Origin of the sequence: Streptosporangium sp. 'caverna', assembly GCF_003203775.1 — a bacterium.
In the GTDB taxonomy this organism is placed as follows: Bacteria; Actinomycetota; Actinomycetes; order Streptosporangiales; family Streptosporangiaceae; genus Streptosporangium; species Streptosporangium subroseum.
Genome location: NZ_CP029711.1, coordinates 182,625 through 197,395, shown reverse-complemented (window position 1 = coordinate 197,395; position 14,771 = coordinate 182,625). Strand labels below are relative to the sequence as shown.

Genomic DNA, 14,771 nt, shown 5'->3' with positions numbered 1-14,771 from the left:
CCTCGGAACGCACAGGGATCCGTACGCCACAGGGACTATTTCGGCAAGTCACGTCCGGTTAAGGTTGCCGCATCGGAGGGTTCCGTGCAGGCCGCACCGGAGGGCTCCGCACAGGAGGAAGCGTGCCGGTCTTCTTAGCCCGCTTGCTGGCCAGAGTCGCGGCGCTGGGGACGTGGTGGACCCCGGTTCTCGTCCTCAGCCTCGTGTTCGTCACGAGCTGGCCCCTGATGACGCTCGTGGAGCCCGCGGACAGCGTGGTCGCCGAGCCGGCCAACTACTGGTGGTATTTCGTGGTCACCGCCACGACCGTCGGTTACGGCGACATGTATCCGAAGTCGGCCGGAGGCCATGCCGTCGGCGTGTACGTCATCGTCGGCGGCATCGCGACGCTGACGACGGTCTTCGCCAAGTTGTCGACCGCGTTGGAACGAGCCAAGGGGCGAAGGATGCAGGGTGCCATCACGGTAGAGACCTCGAACCACATCGTGCTGCTCGGCTACACGCCGGGACGGACCGAGCAGATGGTGGACGAGCTGATCGCCGACGGTTCGAGTCGCGTCGTGCTCTGCGCCTGGGACGACGTGCTGACGCATCCGATGTCCGACCGCGACGTCGCGTTCGTACGCGGTGATCTGACCGACGACGGCGTGCTGCGCCGGGCCGGCGTGCAGCGGGCGTACAGCGTGCTGGTCGACGCCCGCGACGACAACGAGGCACTGGCGGTCGCGGTCACCGCCGACCACGTCGCCGAGGGCGCCCATCTTGTCGTCGCGTTACGCGACATCGGCAGGATCCGGCATCTGCGCTACGTCGACGAGGCCGTGCGCTGCGTCCAGTGGCACAGCCCTCATATGATCACCGAGGAGCTGAAGGATCCCGGCATCACCGAGATCTACACGCAGCTGATGACCCACGGCGGCGCCGACACCTATTCGGTACGGCTGCCGGAGTTCCTGGGGCCGGTGCTGGTCGACCGCTGCCAGACCCTGCTCGGCCGGCGGTACGGCGCCACCATGCTCGCCGCGCGCGCCGGTGACATGCTGCTGGTCAATCCAAGCTGGCGAACCCAACTGCCGGCGGGGGCCGTGCTCTACTACGTCAGTTCCCGCCGCCTCACCCCCGACGAACTCGCGAAGGCACTGCGCGAGGCCGACTGACCGTCCTTTTCGGAAACGGTGGCGGCCGGGGCATCGAAGCCGCCCGGCCTGCGCGGCCGGGTCTCGTGTCAGCGCGTGGAGGTGGCGCGGTAGCGCAGGCCGTCCATCAACAGGTCGAGCATGCGGCTGGCCTGATCACGTTGCGCGGGCGCACCTGCGGCGAGGGACACCCCGCCCAGGCTGGCGAGCACGTCGACCGGTTCGACGTCCGACCGCACGCTTCCGGCGGCGGCACCGGCGTGAAGCAACATCGTGATCGCGGCGATCAGCCGGTCACGACTTTCCGCGTACGGATCCCCGCCGGACGCGATGACCACGCGCAACGCGTCGGCCATGCCGCGCTTGGTCGTCATGTAGTCGACGAAGTGATCCATCCAGGCGCGCATCGCCTCGTCCGGCGGCAAGGTCCGCAGGAGCTCCGCCGCGGCGTCGCACAACTTGGTGAGCTCGTTGCGGTACGCCGCCTCGATGAGCGCCTCACGGGTGGGGAAATGGCGGTAGAGCGTGCCGATGCCGACGCCCGCGTCCTTCGCGATCGCGTCGAGTGTCACGTCCGGCCCGTCATTGAAGAACGCGCGTACGGCGGCGGCGAGCAACCGGTCGCGGTTGCGCTGCGCGTCGGCGCGTAGCGGTCGGGGGCCGGGGTCCGGCACGGTGTCTCCTCCTCGTCCGTCCATTCGGATGCCGTGGACGACTGTTCCATGTCGGGATGCGACTTGCTAAATGGAGGATACTCCGCTTACAGTCATACGTAGCGGAGGATCCTCCGTTTCACATCGTACCCGCTGGGCCCTCCGTCCGCATCGTCCCTCAAGACAGGCAGGATCATGACTGCGACCACACCCATCGCCACGCCGTTCACCGCGCAGTCCACCGCCGCCGAGGTTGTGGACGGCATCGATCTCACCGGCCGCCGCGTCATCGTGACCGGTGGAGCATCCGGCATCGGCATCGAGACCGCCCGCACGCTCGCCGGCGCGGGCGCCGAGGTGACGCTGGCGGTCCGCAACCTCGAGGCGGGCGAGCGCACCGCCGAGGACATCATCGCGACCACCGGCAACAAGCAGGTCCTCGTCGCCCTCCTCGACCTTTCCGACCAGGCCTCCGTCGCGGCCTTCACCGCCGCCTGGGACGGCCCGCTGCACATCCTCATCAACAACGCCGGCGTGATGGCGTCGCCCGAGACGCGCACGTCGGAGGGCTGGGAACTCCAGTTCGCCACCAACCACCTCGGCCACTTCGCGCTCGCCACGGGACTGCACCGGGCGCTCGCGGCGGCCGAAGGCGCCCGCGTCGTAGCACTCAGCTCAAGCGCGCACCTGCGCTCACCGGTCGTCTTCGAGGACATCCACTTCCGGAACCGCGCCTACGAGCCGTGGCTCGCCTACGGACAGTCCAAGACGGCCAACGTCCTGTTCGCGGTCAAGGCGAACAGGCTCTGGGCAAGCGACGGCATCACGGTCAACGCGGTACACCCCGGCGGAATCCGGACCAACCTGCAGCGGCACGTCGCGCAGGAGGACCTCGACCGGATGATCGCCCAGGCCGGCACTGCGGCGAATCGCGTTTGGAAGACGCCCGAGCAGGGCGCCGCCACGTCCGTGCTGGTCGCGACGTCACCCCTTCTCGAAGGCGTCGGCGGCCGCTACTTCGAGGACTGCAACGAGGCGGAGCCGAACCCGGCGGGTACCCGCCGGGGGGTCGCGGCGTACGCACTCGACCCCGAGGCGGCCACGCGGCTCTGGCAGGTGTCCGTCGAGACGCTTGCCTCGTAACCGCATCGCCTTCCACCCGGCCGAGGCGACCCGTGTGACAACAACGCCACGGACGACCTGGCGAGGATCGCCGCCATAGTCCACACGCTCGGCAGAGGCCGCTCCCTCAAGCTCGGCCCGGTGCCTCGGTGATCATGGCGTTCCACCGGCGGATGCCTGTCGGGCAGGGTTCGGAAACCCCCGCGTGGTCGCCCCCGGCGTCGGCGGCAATGACATATGAGAATGCGGGAGCAAACGGCCGGGTCAGGCCCTGCTCTGCTTGTTGCCCTTGGCGTTCGACACGACACCCACGCAGACGACGGCCAGGACGAGCTGCACGATGAGTACGATCCACGTCTTGTCCTCGAAGCCCAGCAGGTAGGCGATACCCGAGCCGACAAAGGCGGCCACGATGCCCGCGAGGATCGTGGCCACCATCCCGATCTCCTGGCGACCGGGGATCAGCAGCCGGCCGAGGCCACCGGTGATCGCCCCGACGATAATGGCGCTGATGATGAACGTGATCATATTGATCTCCCTGTGAGGTGTGTTTCAACGGTTCAGGGAGACCTTAAAAGGCCTCTGTCGACACGAGCTTGACGGCGCGTATACACAGAACAGAACACCGTTTATGCAGCCGCACCTGATGGTGTCGAACCCGGAGGGGTGGATGTTGCCGGTGATCGCGACGTTGCTCAGCCGTGGGCGGGGCCGAGGTCGTGGATCGTCTGGGCGAGTGCTCGGATCAGGTCGGTTTCGGCCTCGGTCTGCCATATCAGGGCGTAGGTCAGGCGTGGCATGTCCGGTATGGGTAGCCACTGCAGGTGCGCCATCGCCCAATATCGGGTGACGTGGGCGGGGAAATTGTGGACGATCTCGCCGGTGCTGACCAGGTTGATCAGCTCGTCGGGGTTGGTGATGGATTCGATCCGTTCGATGCTCTGGCCACGCGGGGTGTGGAAGGGGAGGTAGCTGTTCTCCCAGTAGTCCGGCATATGGGGGGCGGCGGCGTGCGGGAGGCCGCCGAGCGCTTCCAGGGGTACGGAGGACCGGCCGGCCAATTCGTGCTCGGCGGAGACGGCGAGGACTCGTGAGTCGGTGAACAGGATCGGGCCCACGGTGAGATCGGGTTCTTCCACGGGTAGCCAGGCGATCAGTACGTCCATGTCGCCGTTGCGGAGCCCGGCGAACGGGTCGATGAAGGAGGTGCGGCGCAACTGCAGTTCCCATTGCGGGTGCCGGTCGCGGAATGCCCGCCAGTAGGGATGCAGGTCGTGGACGTTGAAGGGCAGCATGCCCACCCGCAGCCGCGCGTTGATGCCGCGGGATGCCATCCGGGCGCGTTCGAGGCTTTCGTGTAGGCCCGCGTAAACCGGGAGCAGGTCGTCGCGCAACTGTCGGCCGACCGGGGTCAGGCGGACCTGGCGGCGGTTGGAGCGGTCGAACAACGGGGTCCCGATGCGGCGTTCCTGCTGGCTGATCGCCTGGCTGACCCGAGCCTGGGACACGTGGAGCCGGGCGGCCGTTCGGCCGAAGTGCAGCTCCTCGGCCAGGGTCAGAAAGATCTCGATGTCCCTAAGTTCCATGTTGTTCCTAGTCGCGTCATAAGCGCCGAGTTATCGGATCGCTCGGAATCTCACGTTGATGCCGGCACGCCGCCACTCCACAGTGGGAGACGTCCAAGACCGCAAGTGGTGGCCCCGTCGAAGGAGTTGGCCGTGAGCGACGCGCTCGACACGACGGCGATGTATGCGATGCATGACGCGCTGCGCCGGGAAGCCGAGCACCTGGCCAGAGTCACCACCCGGGTCGGCGCCGACCCGGGCGCCGTCCTGCGCACAGCCGCCGGCTGGGAGCTGTTCAAGACCTCCCTGCGCATCCACCACACCGCCGAGGACGACGTGCTGTGGCCCATGCTGCGCCGGATCCTGGCCGACCGGCCGGTCGACCTGACGCTGCTGGAGGCGATGGAGGCAGAACACGCCGCCATCGACCAGGTCATCGAGGCGATCGATGAGGTACTGGCCGCGTCCGAGGACGGGTTGGACCGGCTCGGGGATCTCATCGATTCCCTGGTCACCGGCCTCACCGGACACCTCGGGCACGAGGAGGACAAGGCGCTTCCGCTGATTCAGGCGGCCGTCACCCAGGAGCAGTGGAATCGCTTCGGGCGGATCCACGCCCAGCGGATGGGTCCCGCCGTACCCAGAATCCTGCCGTGGCTCCTGGACGGCGCGAGCGACCAGACCGTCGCCGCACTGCTGTCGCAACTCACCGAACCGGCGCGTCAGGCCTACCAGCACCGGTGGCGACCCGCCTATGCGGCCCTCGACCGCTGGCATCAACGGAAGGAACGATCATCACCGGCGGCATCGGTCAGGTTTGAAGAAGCGCCGGTCGGGCCGCCGCTTCTACCGTCAAGTGACACAAGCGCCGGGGTGGCGTCCGGGGCCTGCCCGGGTGCCCGGCCGGGCACATGACCACCCATGCACCGCATAACCATCTCTGTAAAGGAATAAGACATGAAGGCACACGTCAGCTCGATCCTTCTGGGCGTCCGGGACATGGATCGGGCCAAGCAGTTCTACACCGAAGGGCTCGGCTGGAAGATCCAGAACGACTTCGGGATCTCGGTGTTCTTCGAATCGGACGGCGCCTCGCCCGTCGGCTTCTACAGCCGTGAAGGCCTGGCCGCTCAGGTGGGTACGGACCAGGAAGGCAACGGCTTCAGCGGACTGGTCCTGACCTACGTCGTCCGCAGCGAGACGCGGGTCGACGAGGTCATGGCGGAGGCCGAGAAGGCCGGTGCCACGATCCTCAAGCCCGCCGGCGCTCTGCCGTGGGGCGGGTACGGCGGCACCTTCGCCGACCCGGACGGCTACATCTGGAGCCTCGGCTACAGCTCCAAGGGCACCGACCAGCCCTATGCGGAGTAGCCGCGAACTTTGTCACACAACCGTCCGGGATGGCGGGGCGCGCTGTCGCTGCCGTCCCGGACGGCTGTGCCCCCGAGTGCCGGTGAACCGGCAGGACGAACAGGAGAAGATCATGAAGTTTCGGGCCCACGTTGAGCCACCCGAGCCCATGCGGGGCCTAGAAGTTCCGTCCGAGGTGATAGCAGCGCTCGGCGGGGGCCCGCGACCGCCCGTGACGATCACAGTCAACGGGCACTCCTGGAAGAGCCGGGTCGCCCTCCTGCGCGGCCGCCACCTGCTCGGTCTCAGCAATGCCAACCGGCAGGCCGCAGGTGTTGCGATCGGCGACGAGGTCGAGGTCGAATTGGAGCTCGACACCGAGCCGCGCGTCGTCGTCGAGCCAGAGGACTTCGCACAGGCTCTGGACGCCGACCCCGTCACCCGCGCCGCGTACGACGATCTCGCGTACAGCCACAAACGTGAGCATGTACGCGCCATCGAGAGCGCGAAGAAGCCCGAGACGCGCCGGCGGCGTATCGAGAAGGCCATCACCACCCTGCGGGGCTGACCCCCGGAGGTAAGACTCCGGCGGCAATGCAATCACCGTGCGGAGGCATCACCCTGCCCGGCTCTCCCCGAAACAACAGATATGTCGAAACGCCTTCCGACCGGTCTGTACTTGTTTCCTGCCTTTGAGTTCGCGTTGGGCGCCGTGACCAAGTACTGGGCCGCGCCGACCCACCTCACCCGTATCCGGAACAGGAGACCCGACGTATGAATGCCCCGCCCCGATCGCTCGCGCAGCGCATACAGGACACCCGGCGCCGCCTCGACGAAGAGGTCGACGCCTGGGTGGCCACCGCCGACCGAGCGGGTACGCCGTATCTGGTGCCGCTGTCGTTCCTCTGGGACGGCGAGACGCTGTTGATCTCGACGGCGGCGGGCAATCCCACGGCCCGCAATCTCCGTGCCGGCGGCCGGGTCCGGCTCACGATCGGGCCGACCCGCGACGTGGTCCTGATCGAAGGATCCGCGGTCGTCGCCGACGGGATCACCGACGAGGTCGCCGACGCGTTCGCGGCCAAGACCGGGTTCGACCCCCGCGAGCAGCGCGACTGCCCGTACTTCCGCATCCTGCCGGAACTGATCCAGGCCTGGCGCGAGGTCAACGAGATCGCAGGACGGGATCTGATGGTCAACGGCAAGTGGCAGACGTAGCGTGGTAGCGGTTCACTTCATGCGATCACGCCGGCAGGCGGAGCGGGGCCAGCTGCCGGCTGAGCCTGAGGACGGCCTTGGCCGTTCGTGGGTCGGCGGCGGGGGCGAAGGGGGTGACAGGACGGGCCTTGGATCCGATGACCAGGCCGGTCCGCCCGTCGAGTGAGGCGTCGGCCGCGGCGAGGATCGACGGCCGTGCCGCCACTGACGCGGAGCCGGACGTGGCGTATTCGAAGATGCGCCGGACCAGCGGCCAAAGCACCCGCAGCCCCGGCGAGACGATCCTGGGCGACCGCATGCTGCCGTCGGTCATCTCGGTGGCCGCGCCGCCCGGATCGGCCGCGAAGACCGAGATGCCCATATCTCGCAGCCGCTCTGCCAGGTCCAGCGTGTAAGCGAGGTTCGCGAGCTTCGCCCGGCCGTACCAGTGGAAGCCGTAGTAGCCGCCCGGCGGCTCGACGGCGTCGAAGGAACGTTTGGCGGCCCGGATCGAACCTGAGGTGACGTTCACGATCCGGCTTGGTCCTGCGGCTCGGAGCGGTTCCAGCAGCAGTTCGGTCAACAGGTACGGGGAGAGGTGGTTCACGGCGAACGACGCCTCGATCCCGTCCACCGTCTGTTGCCGGTCCGCGAACATCGCCCCGACATTGTTGACCAGAACGTTCAAGGGCCCCTCCTCGGCGAGGCGGGCGGCGAGCGCTCGTACAGCACCAAGCGACGCGAGATCCGCGGCGACGAACCTCGCCTCCGGACCGGCCGTCACCGCGTCGATCCGCTCGACTGCGCGGGCGCCCCGCTCGGCGTTCCGGCCCACCACGGTCACCGCGTAACCGATCGCCGCCAGCCCCATCGCGGTCTCCAGGCCGATTCCCCCGGTCCCCGCTGTCACCACAGCCCGTTTGCCCACGGCTCCGCCCTTCGCCAGTCGGTCAATAGCGGATAGCTATCCGCTTCCTGGTCCGTACCGTAGCATAAGCGGATTACTATCCGATTAGAGGAATTGGGCGTGCGGCAGCCAACTTCCGAGCCGGGAATTACGGACCGCCGTCAACGCGGGGGGCGCAGACCTTCAAGGAGAACATCGAGGTAGATCTCCGCGTACTTGGCGTCATTGTCGCCGGAGCGGACCGCGTGCTCGATGCCGCAGAGCAGGCGGCGGATGTCGTCCGCCTCGATGCCATGCCGAATGACCCCCGCGCTGCGGGCTCGGTCGAGCAATTCCGCGACCGCATGGTCAAGCTCGGCCTTCATCGTCGAGGTCTGCGCGTCGGTGTCGCTGGCGGATCCGAGCACCGCCGCGAGCCCGGCATCGTCCAGCGCGAGCCCGAGAGCGAACCGCAGGAGGCGGTGCAGACCCGCGAGCGAATCCTCATCGGCCACCGCGGCCTGCGCCTCACGGACAAGCTGCTGAAAGCGGTCCGCCGACAGTGCTTCCAACAGCGCGTGCCGGTTGGGGAAATGCCGGTACACGGTCCCAACGCCCACTCCCGCGAGCCGGGCGATGGCGTTCAGCATGAGTGAGTCGTCGCCTGCGGCCAACTGCTCCCTGGCGACCTGTAACACCCGTGCGCGGTTGCGCGCGGCGTCCGCGCGCAACGCCGTCCCCCGGTCAGCATTGGGTGTCACGGGCTCAGCCTAATGGCCTGCCGCCTAAGCGCCGCACGGTGCCGAGGGAAGCCAGCCGCTCGCTCGGTCTTCCCCACGCGCCTCCTCGTAGATGACGACCGACCAGGTCACGTCCAGCGGACAGGGCGTTGGACGTACGCATCCACCGGAGCCTCCCGGGACATGCTCATCTTGAGCGCGAGCCGTAGAGCATGATCCGAAAAGCTGCGTTCTGCCGTGAGATCGGGTACGGCGAGGCCCTCGGCCCCGCCGTCAGCGCGCGTCGTGAGCCGGGGCAGCGCTCACCGATCGCGCCGGTGGCCGACGCCGGCGTCGATCAGGTCGGTGTGAGGATTCCGTCCATGGTGTCACTGGCTGGTGAAGCGGGTGGGTCTCATGACGAGAACCACCCTGCGCTCGGCGTCACCGACCGGCGCTTCGTACTCCAGCCCGTAGCGCTTGGCCAGCACGTCGAAGAAGGCGCCCTCGGGGTCGGGGTCGAGCCGTTCGACGGTGCCGCGGACCTCCAGGTAGCGGTATGGCTGGTCCGGGTCGTTGATCGAGAGGGCCACGTGAGGACGAGCGCTCGCGTTGCGTCCCTTCTGCCGGTCGGTCGTGGTGGTGAAGCGCAGGAACTCGCCGTCCCAGATGGTCCACACCGGCGTCACCTGCGGGGTGCCGTCGGGCATCAACGTCGCCAGGTGCGCGTACAGAGGGCGGGTCAGCAGATCGAGGTGGCTCTCCGGAATCACGGTCATGAAGACACGCTATCAAAGCTTTGATACCTATCAAGCTTCTTATTCAAGTGATGACTTGTAAGCTCCGCTCATGGACATGCCTGCGGAGGAGCGGCTCGGCCTGCCCGTGAAACGTGCCGAGCAGCGGCTCATGGCAGCCAAGCACGCGGCGGTGAAGACCGCGGGACTGACCGTGCCACAGTACGCCGCCTTACTCGTGCTAGCTGACAACCCGGGCATCTCCGCAGCCGCCCTGGCCAGGGAGTGCCTCGTCACCCCGCAGGCGATGACCGTCGTGCTGAAGAACCTGCTGGAGCACGGCCTGATCGAGCGCGGCCCGCATCAGTGGCATCGCACGATGCTGGAGACCCATCTCACCGACACGGGGCGCGAGACACTACGCATCGCGGACGCGGCGGCCGTGGTCATCGAGCGCAGGATCGCCGACGCCTTCACCCCGGACGAACGCGACTCCCTCCGCGACCTGCTCGCCCGCTTCACCCAAGCGATCTAGTACCGCAACGTGCGCCCTGCCGACGCCTCATGCCCGGCGGCCCGAGCACGGAAGCCTCATCGCCTCCAGCTTTCACCCGAACACCGTGGCGGGAAGTCATCTCCTCGACCGAGGCACCCGGCTTGACTCTGGTGCTGCCGATGCGGTGACATCGGGGTCCGGCACGGATGGTGGCACCATACGCACCAGGTCGGCCTGGCTGGTCATGGCCGTGACCCTCGTGGGGACAAAATGCGCGCCGGCAGTGACAACGAGCATGGCCGCCATCGCGTGTGCCGCGCCGGCCTGCCAAGTGACGGACCAAAGATCGATGGGCGCGGCCGCCCATTTTGCGTCATCCCAACGACACCGCGAAACAGCGGCTACTCGACCTCGATCGGCAGCTCGTAGATTTCCGCCGTGGGGTGACCGGCCTTATCGTGCACTCGCAGTACCGCTTCCTTCGACGGACCGGACGACAGGCAGAAGACCTTGCCCGACTCCGGGTCGAGCCACGCGCGTTCGAAGTGCACGCCCTCGCCCTCCTCGATCGCCAGATCACGCTCGTGCGCCTCTCGCAGTTGTTCTTCGGTGACGCCGACGAAGCCGCTGTGGACGTCCATGAACTTTGGCATCGAGAATCCTCACATTCACCGGTTGGTGTGCGTCTGGCCTCTATCGGATGAGGCTGAGGCGTTGCCGACTTGATGATGCAGATCGCGATTCTTTCAGCCGGCATCGTCGACTCCCCGCGTGGATGGTTTTCCCTGGTTTATGCGGTGCCATTCCAGGCGTCGTTGCCGGGATTCTTCAAGGCCTGCTTGTCGGGCTTTGCAAATCGCCGGTCCGTGGCCCTCGTGCTCGTCGTCCGGGGTGACGTGGTCCAGCCCGTCGTGGAACCGGATGCCGTTGTAGAACGCTCTCACGCGGGCGATTTCGGCCGCCCGGGGACCACCCCGGCTGGACATCGGTCCTGGAGACCGTCCGATGATTCGGGGTGGCGGAGCCAGAGCATCAGGTGGTCGCCCGTTGGGTGCTTCGCCTGAAACCCGGAAGGGCGACGGATCTCGTTGCATCCCCACCGCGTCACGAGCCCGCACCCCGAAGATGAGAGCAGGCCGTGCAGCGGGACCCGAAGAGCCACTCCGGTCGGGACCCGTCGCGTCCGGCAGGAACTCATTCGGATGGGTCACCGGCTTGACGCTGGTGCCACCGATTCCGCGGCAGCCTCCGAAGCTCTCTTCAACGAGATGGCGGACTTCCGAGTGACGCTTGGACCAAATGCGTTATGTAGCGAAAAGTCTTGATCGTGATGAGGTCACATCCCATAGATGACCTTGTCTCTGGTTCGCGTCGGCCCAGTTCAACAGGCTGTCAACCATGACGAACCTGCTCACCCGCCCCCACCCTCACCGGGAAGCCCGCCGCGACCTGATGACCATTCACCGCCCGCTGCTGTTGTGCGCGGCGGGCATGACCGTACTCACCGTGTTAAGCGGCATCGGAATGGTGATCGACGAGCGCACCGTACTCGGCGAGCCGGTCTGGCTCAAGCCGTTCAAGTTCGCCGTGTCCTTCGCGCTGTACGCGGCCACGCTGGCGTGGATGCTGGGCAAGGTCCAGCGATGGCGGCGAACGCTCTGGTGGTTGGCCACGGTGGTCGTCCTGGGCTTCCTTCTCCCAGAGATCGCGGTCATCACCTTTCAGGCCGCGCGCGGTGTACGCAGCCACTTCAACTTCTCCACGCCGCTGGACGGGACCCTCTTCACGATCATGGGCGGTGCGGCCTACCTGGGCTGGCTGATGACCTTCGCCGTGGGCGTCTTCCTCCTCTTCCAGCGCCGGCTCGACAGAGCGATGGCATGGGCGATCCCCCTCGGGACCGCACTGTCCCTCGGCGGCATGTCGATCGGCTACCTGATGACCAGTCCAACCCCGGACCAGGCGGAAGTGCTCAGGAACGGGCTGAAACCGACCACTATCGGGGCACACTCCGTCGGCGGGTTCGACGGCGGCGCCACCATGCCGCTGACCGGATGGGCAACCGGGTCAGGCGACCTCCGCGTCGCGCACTTCGTCGGACTGCACGCCCTGCAGGCACTCCCCCTGATCGCGGTCGGACTCCGGCTGCTCGCACGCCGCTTCCCCGTCCTGCACGATATGACGGCCCGCACCGCCCTCGTGATCGTCGCCGCGCTCGGTTACGCCGGGGTCATCGGCCTCCTGCTGTGGCAGGCACAGCGCGGCCAAGCCCTGACCCATCCGGACGGCCTGACGCTGACCGCCGCGGGATCTCTCCTGGCCGCTGTGACGGTAAGCGCGACAATCGTCGTGTCGGTACGGCAGGCTCGCCGTCCCTCCAGGACCACCGGCCCATCAGCGTGACCCCGTCCCTGTGGCTAGGCGCCGGCGATCTCTTCGGGAGACAGGGCGGCGAGCGCCTGCAGGGCGCGCAGGAATCCACGCCGGTCTTCGGCGGAAAGACGTGCCAGCAGGCGTTCTTCCCCGCGCCGGATGCCCGCCTGCGCGGAGTCGCGTATGCGGCGGCCTTCGGCGGTCAACGACAGGACACGGGCACGCCGGTCGGCGGGGTCGGGGGTCCGCTCGATGAGACCTCTGCGCTGAAGGTCGTCGAGGACTCCGATGATGCGTGTCTTGTCCGCGCCGATGGACTCCGCGAGTGCGGCCTGGGTCCGCAGCGGCCGTTCGTCCAGCGCGAGCAGGACCGAGTAGGCCCACATCGACAGGCCGTGCTCGTGCAGCACGGGCAGCTCGGCGTCGATGAGCGCCCTGCTCAGCGGGCTGATCATCGCGGCCAGATCGGGGCGGTCCGTCACGGCAACACATTATACGCATTGACAGATGATAAGCATGTGTAGATTATGTGCTTAGGTTTATCAATGTGAGGAGTCGTTCATGGACGTTCGAGAACTGGACAGACGTGCGGTGCGCGCGAGCGTGGACCTGGTCGCCAAGGTGACGATCGAGGACCTCGGCCGGCCGACGCCGTGCGCCGGCTGGACACTGGCCGATCTGCTCGCCCACATGACCGCTCAGCACCACGGCTTCGCCGCGGCGGCGGAGGGAACCGGAGCCGATCTGGCCGTGTGGCGGGCCGAGCCGCTCGGCGACGGTGCCGTCTCGGCCTACACCGGTGCCGCCGAACGCGTGATGACGGCCTTCGCGGAAGACGGTGTGCTGGATCGAGCGTTCGCACTACCCGAGTTCGGGAGAGGGCTGACGTTTCCCGCGGCACAGGCCATCGGCTTTCACCTCATCGACTACCTGGTGCACGGCTGGGACGTCGCCCAGTCACTCGGCGTCGGGTTCACCGCGGAGCCGGAGCTGGTGGAGGCCGCGTGGCCGATCGTCCAGGCGATCCCGGACGACGAGCGACGCCGTAGGCCGGGCGCCGCGTTCCAGCCGAGTCTGGCCCTCCCCGAGGACGCGACCCGCTTCGACCTGATCCTCGCCATGCTCGGCCGCTCCCCGCGCGGCTACGGAGTGACGGTTCCGTAGCGGTCGGGGTCCGGCGGCGGCGCCGTACCCGGATCGGCCCTCGCGAGACGTATCGACCCGGCGCCTTGGGATCAAGCAGACGGAGGTCCCAGCAGAGACCAGCTCCGTTCGTCTCCCCAGATCGAGGATGCGTCCACATACGGCCGCAGCAACGCGACGAGCTCCCCGTCGCCTCGTTCGTTGAGTTCGTCCGACGCTATCTTCCGCGCCACTCCCGCAAGGAAATCGGCAACCTGAACCCGTGGATCCAGACGCGAGTCGACAAGCCTCAGACTGGCCAGCCGACCAGACGGTGAATGGCGGGGAACGGCGTGCCGTGGCTTGCCGAACATCTCCTTGAGCTGTTCGATGCGCTCTTCCGTCAACGCGTTGTGCTCGTCATGAACGATGGATACGGGGCCGCCATCTCCACTCCAGTGGAGGATGGTCTGGACGATGGCCGGGATCAAGGGGTCCAGCGCCGGAATCATCTTCGGGTTGTCGAGAAGCCGCGCCCGGAAAGAGTCGGCGTGAGGCCTGGCCCGCCCGAGCAGTTCCATGATTTCGCCGACCCTGCCCGGTGCGCCCGCGAGGCTCAGAACGTCGACCATACGGAAGAACGAGTCGACAGACGTCCTGGCCCGCATCAGATCGTTGAACGTCTCCAGAAAGGCCTTCCACCGTTCGCTCCCGAACGCACGCCGACCCTCGCGGTACAGGACGACGGCCATGGCCTCGGCTTGCTCGTCTCGATACAAACCCATACGTGCCGCGTAAGTGACCTCCCCGACGAGCAGGTCAACCATCTTGCCGACGGCGAAGAACGTCTTGTCGGTGAGATGCACATACGCGTTCCCGTGAATCGGCCCCAGAGGCCCGAGCAGCCACTTGAGGACCGGCCGATTTTTCTCGCGGAGTAGGTGGTTCGCTTTGTACTCCATTGCCGGAGACCTTATTCTGTCCCGGGTCTCCCGGATGCACTCCGCCGCCGATTCGACGCTCAGACGGACACCGGCATGTGCGAAAACATCGGTATTTCCGCCGATGAGCTTCTCGCCCTCCGAGCCGGACTCGTCACAGGCGATCTCAAGGGCCAGATCGGTCGACAGGAATTCTTCCGGCACGGAGCCGTTTCGATCACCTGTCACCATCTGGTTCCCTCATGAATTTTAAATGCATAGGCCATGTCGATGCCCACGTGATGGATTCCAGAAAACTCGCACGCGCGGATGGTCATCCGACCACGGAGCGCGCGAATCAATAAGACCAAAAACCTCACGCCGACCAAGTTTCCTCAGGATCCAGCCAGAAGCACGCTTATTGCACGACAACCATTGCGGGAATAGCACCAAAACTCTATCAACAGACGCAGATTTACGATAATAGTTTTTGGT

At 66.9% G+C, this 14,771-nt stretch carries 18 protein-coding genes; 9 read left to right on the top strand and 9 right to left on the bottom strand.

The window, feature by feature from the left end; all coding sequences use genetic code 11:
- Positions 1-122: 122 nt before the first annotated feature.
- On the top strand, positions 123-1,157 hold the full coding sequence (locus DKM19_RS00990) for an ion channel (protein ID WP_110694061.1): 1,035 nt from the start codon (positions 123-125) through the stop codon (positions 1,155-1,157).
- Positions 1,158-1,225: 68 nt separating this feature from the next.
- Here the strand turns inward: DKM19_RS00990 and DKM19_RS00985 are convergent, their stop codons facing one another.
- Positions 1,226-1,810: a TetR/AcrR family transcriptional regulator gene (locus DKM19_RS00985; protein WP_204358608.1), complete on the bottom strand. Its 585-nt coding sequence runs from the start codon at positions 1,808-1,810 to the stop codon at positions 1,226-1,228.
- A 174-nt stretch (positions 1,811-1,984) separates the two neighbouring features.
- Here DKM19_RS00985 and DKM19_RS00980 point away from each other — a divergent pair, with 174 nt between their 5' ends.
- Complete coding sequence (locus DKM19_RS00980; protein ID WP_110694059.1) at positions 1,985-2,932, top strand: SDR family NAD(P)-dependent oxidoreductase; 948 nt, start codon at positions 1,985-1,987, stop codon at positions 2,930-2,932.
- A gap of 243 nt (positions 2,933-3,175) precedes the next feature.
- Here DKM19_RS00980 and DKM19_RS00975 read toward each other — a convergent pair whose 3' ends face one another.
- Together DKM19_RS00975 and DKM19_RS00970 are read right to left on the bottom strand one after the other, a co-directional pair.
- The gene (locus DKM19_RS00975; RefSeq protein WP_110694058.1) at positions 3,176-3,439 is read right to left on the bottom strand and encodes a GlsB/YeaQ/YmgE family stress response membrane protein; all 264 of its coding nucleotides are present in this window, start codon (positions 3,437-3,439) and stop codon (positions 3,176-3,178) included.
- A gap of 167 nt (positions 3,440-3,606) precedes the next feature.
- Entirely contained in the window at positions 3,607-4,497 is an 891-nt protein-coding gene (locus DKM19_RS00970) for a LysR family transcriptional regulator (protein WP_110694057.1), read from the bottom strand.
- Positions 4,498-4,629: 132 nt separating this feature from the next.
- On the opposite strand from DKM19_RS00970, the gene DKM19_RS00965 reads away from it, so the two are divergent.
- The 4 genes from DKM19_RS00965 to DKM19_RS00950 all read left to right on the top strand — a co-directional run bounded on the left by DKM19_RS00965 (position 4,630) and on the right by DKM19_RS00950 (position 7,044).
- Complete coding sequence (locus tag DKM19_RS00965) at positions 4,630-5,391, top strand: hemerythrin domain-containing protein (protein WP_204358607.1); 762 nt, start codon at positions 4,630-4,632, stop codon at positions 5,389-5,391.
- Positions 5,392-5,433: 42 nt separating this feature from the next.
- Positions 5,434-5,847: a VOC family protein gene (locus DKM19_RS00960; protein ID WP_110694056.1), complete on the top strand. Its 414-nt coding sequence runs from the start codon at positions 5,434-5,436 to the stop codon at positions 5,845-5,847.
- Positions 5,837-6,394 carry a YdeI/OmpD-associated family protein gene (locus DKM19_RS00955; RefSeq protein ID WP_369987769.1) on the top strand — a complete coding sequence of 186 codons (558 nt, stop codon included), beginning with the start codon at positions 5,837-5,839 and terminating at the stop codon, positions 6,392-6,394. The genes DKM19_RS00960 and DKM19_RS00955 overlap by 11 nt, the downstream gene beginning before the upstream one ends.
- A 206-nt stretch (positions 6,395-6,600) precedes the next feature.
- On the top strand, positions 6,601-7,044 hold the full coding sequence (locus DKM19_RS00950; protein WP_110694055.1) for a pyridoxamine 5'-phosphate oxidase family protein: 444 nt from the start codon (positions 6,601-6,603) through the stop codon (positions 7,042-7,044).
- Positions 7,045-7,069: 25 nt separating this feature from the next.
- Here the strand turns inward: DKM19_RS00950 and DKM19_RS00945 are convergent, their stop codons facing one another.
- The 3 genes from DKM19_RS00945 to DKM19_RS00935 form a co-directional block, all read right to left on the bottom strand.
- Entirely contained in the window at positions 7,070-7,951 is an 882-nt protein-coding gene (locus DKM19_RS00945) for an SDR family NAD(P)-dependent oxidoreductase (protein WP_204358606.1), read from the bottom strand.
- Positions 7,952-8,091: 140 nt separating this feature from the next.
- Complete coding sequence (locus tag DKM19_RS00940; protein ID WP_110705405.1) at positions 8,092-8,607, bottom strand: TetR/AcrR family transcriptional regulator; 516 nt, start codon at positions 8,605-8,607, stop codon at positions 8,092-8,094.
- Between the two features lie 410 nt (positions 8,608-9,017).
- On the bottom strand, positions 9,018-9,407 hold the full coding sequence (locus DKM19_RS00935) for a PPOX class F420-dependent oxidoreductase (protein ID WP_110694053.1): 390 nt from the start codon (positions 9,405-9,407) through the stop codon (positions 9,018-9,020).
- A 70-nt stretch (positions 9,408-9,477) separates the two neighbouring features.
- Here DKM19_RS00935 and DKM19_RS00930 point away from each other — a divergent pair, with 70 nt between their 5' ends.
- Positions 9,478-9,900 (top strand): MarR family winged helix-turn-helix transcriptional regulator, encoded by a 423-nt coding sequence (locus DKM19_RS00930; protein ID WP_204358604.1) that lies wholly within the window; start codon positions 9,478-9,480, stop codon positions 9,898-9,900.
- Positions 9,901-10,262: 362 nt separating this feature from the next.
- On the opposite strand, the gene DKM19_RS00925 is transcribed toward DKM19_RS00930, so the two are convergent.
- Positions 10,263-10,514 (bottom strand): SCO4226 family nickel-binding protein, encoded by a 252-nt coding sequence (locus DKM19_RS00925; RefSeq protein ID WP_110694052.1) that lies wholly within the window; start codon positions 10,512-10,514, stop codon positions 10,263-10,265.
- Positions 10,515-11,259: 745 nt separating this feature from the next.
- Here DKM19_RS00925 and DKM19_RS00915 point away from each other — a divergent pair.
- Positions 11,260-12,264, top strand: a complete 1,005-nt coding sequence (locus DKM19_RS00915) for a hypothetical protein (RefSeq protein ID WP_162641175.1) — start codon at positions 11,260-11,262, stop codon at positions 12,262-12,264.
- Between the two features lie 14 nt (positions 12,265-12,278).
- Here the strand turns inward: DKM19_RS00915 and DKM19_RS00910 are convergent, their stop codons facing one another.
- On the bottom strand, positions 12,279-12,716 hold the full coding sequence (locus tag DKM19_RS00910; protein ID WP_204358603.1) for a MarR family winged helix-turn-helix transcriptional regulator: 438 nt from the start codon (positions 12,714-12,716) through the stop codon (positions 12,279-12,281).
- A gap of 79 nt (positions 12,717-12,795) precedes the next feature.
- Here DKM19_RS00910 and DKM19_RS00905 point away from each other — a divergent pair, with 79 nt between their 5' ends.
- On the top strand, positions 12,796-13,398 hold the full coding sequence (locus DKM19_RS00905) for a TIGR03086 family metal-binding protein (RefSeq protein WP_110694049.1): 603 nt from the start codon (positions 12,796-12,798) through the stop codon (positions 13,396-13,398).
- A 71-nt stretch (positions 13,399-13,469) separates the two neighbouring features.
- Here DKM19_RS00905 and DKM19_RS00900 read toward each other — a convergent pair whose 3' ends face one another.
- On the bottom strand, positions 13,470-14,528 hold the full coding sequence (locus DKM19_RS00900) for a DUF3800 domain-containing protein (protein ID WP_110694048.1): 1,059 nt from the start codon (positions 14,526-14,528) through the stop codon (positions 13,470-13,472).
- Positions 14,529-14,771: the final 243 nt, after the last annotated feature.